At 63.3% G+C, this 1507-nt stretch carries 2 protein-coding genes; both read left to right on the top strand.

Features of this window, described 5'->3' with window-relative positions:
* Window positions 1-1110, top strand: a 1110-nt coding sequence (locus tag BW995_RS20175; RefSeq protein ID WP_139333027.1) for a chemotaxis protein CheA, incomplete at its 5' end; no start/stop codon positions are given.
* The coding region (locus tag BW995_RS20180) for a chemotaxis protein CheW (protein ID WP_175617144.1) at window positions 1107-1507 on the top strand (401 nt) is incomplete at its 3' end. The genes BW995_RS20175 and BW995_RS20180, both read left to right, overlap by 4 nt.

The following is a 1507-nucleotide window of genomic DNA, read 5'->3' on the forward strand; positions in this document are numbered from 1 at the left end:
CAGGCCCGCCTGCGCCAGCTGGCGGCGGGCAGTGACGACATCCTGTTGCGGGCGATCAGCGAAGACATCGAGCGGCTGTCAGCCGATCTGCGCGATACCACCATGGGCATCCGCATGGTGCCGATCGGCACCCTGTTCAGTCGGTTCCGCCGGGTGGTGCGCGATCTGTCGCAATCGCTGCACAAAGAGGTTGCGCTGAGCACCGAAGGCGACGAAGCCGAGCTGGACAAGACGGTGATCGAACGCCTGAACGACCCGCTGGTCCATTTGATCCGCAATTGCGTTGACCATGGTCTGGAAACGGCAGACGAGCGTCTTGCGGCAGGAAAGCCGGCTGGCGGGCATGTTCATCTGGCGGCGGTGCATTCCGGCGGTCAAATCCTGATCACCATTGCCGATGATGGTCGCGGCATGAACCGGGCGGCAATCCGGGCCAAGGCCGAAGAGCGTGGTTTGACTACCCCGGATGCGGTGCTGTCGGACAGCGACATCCTGAACTTCATTTTCCATCCCGGCTTTTCGACCGCCAAAGAAGTGAGCGCCGTTTCCGGGCGCGGGGTCGGGCTGGATGTGGTCAAGCGGACCATTGATGCTCTGCGCGGCACCATCGACATCAACAGCACGGTGGGTGAGGGAACAACCATCACCCTGCGGCTGCCGCTGACGCTGGCGATCATTGACGGCTTGCTGGTGCGGGTCGGCTGTGGCCGCTATGTCATTCCGCTGGCGGCGATTGAGGAATGCGTCGAACTGTCAGCGGCAAGGGCCTCGGCGGACAGTGGCTGCGCCTTCCTGAACCTGCGCGGGTCGCTGGTGCCGTTCCTGCACCTGCGCGACATTTTCCATGCCGATGGCGACAAGGACCCCTACCAGAAGGTGGTGGTGATCGCCTTTGGCAACGAACGCATCGGGCTGGTGGTTGATCAGGTGATCGGCCAGCACCAGACGGTGATCAAATCCCTCAGCAAGATTTTGTCCGATGTGCGCGAGTTTTCCGGCGCCACCATTCTGGGGGATGGGTCGGTGGCGCTGATCGTTGACGTGCCCCGTCTGGTCGCCCTGGGGCAGAAAGGTCAGGACGCGGCCATGGCTGTGCAGGAGACCGCATGATGAGCACTCTGGCCATTATTGACGACGAACAGGAAGACCGTCAGGACGAGATGCTCTCCGTCCTGTCCCTGACGCTGGCCGGTGGGCTGTTTGCCATTGAAACCGCGCAGGTTTTAGAGGTTCTGGACGATACGCCACTGGTGGTGGTGCCGAACAGTCGCCCGTTTGTGCGCGGATTGCTGAACATGCGGGGCAAGGTGGTGCCGGTGGTGGATTTGCAGCGGTTGCTGGGGATGCCGCACGGCGGCACCGTCGCCGACCCGCTGGAGCGGCGCATCGTGGTGCTGACCCTGATGGCCCACGGCGAACAGGCGCTGGTGGGGGTGCTGGCCGACCGGGTGCATCAGGTGACCAGCCTCAGCCAGACGGAAACGGAAACCATCCCGTCGGTCGGTGT

The organism is Insolitispirillum peregrinum (genome assembly GCF_900156605.1).
GTDB classification, from domain to species: Bacteria; Pseudomonadota; Alphaproteobacteria; order Rhodospirillales; family Rhodospirillaceae; genus Insolitispirillum; species Insolitispirillum peregrinum.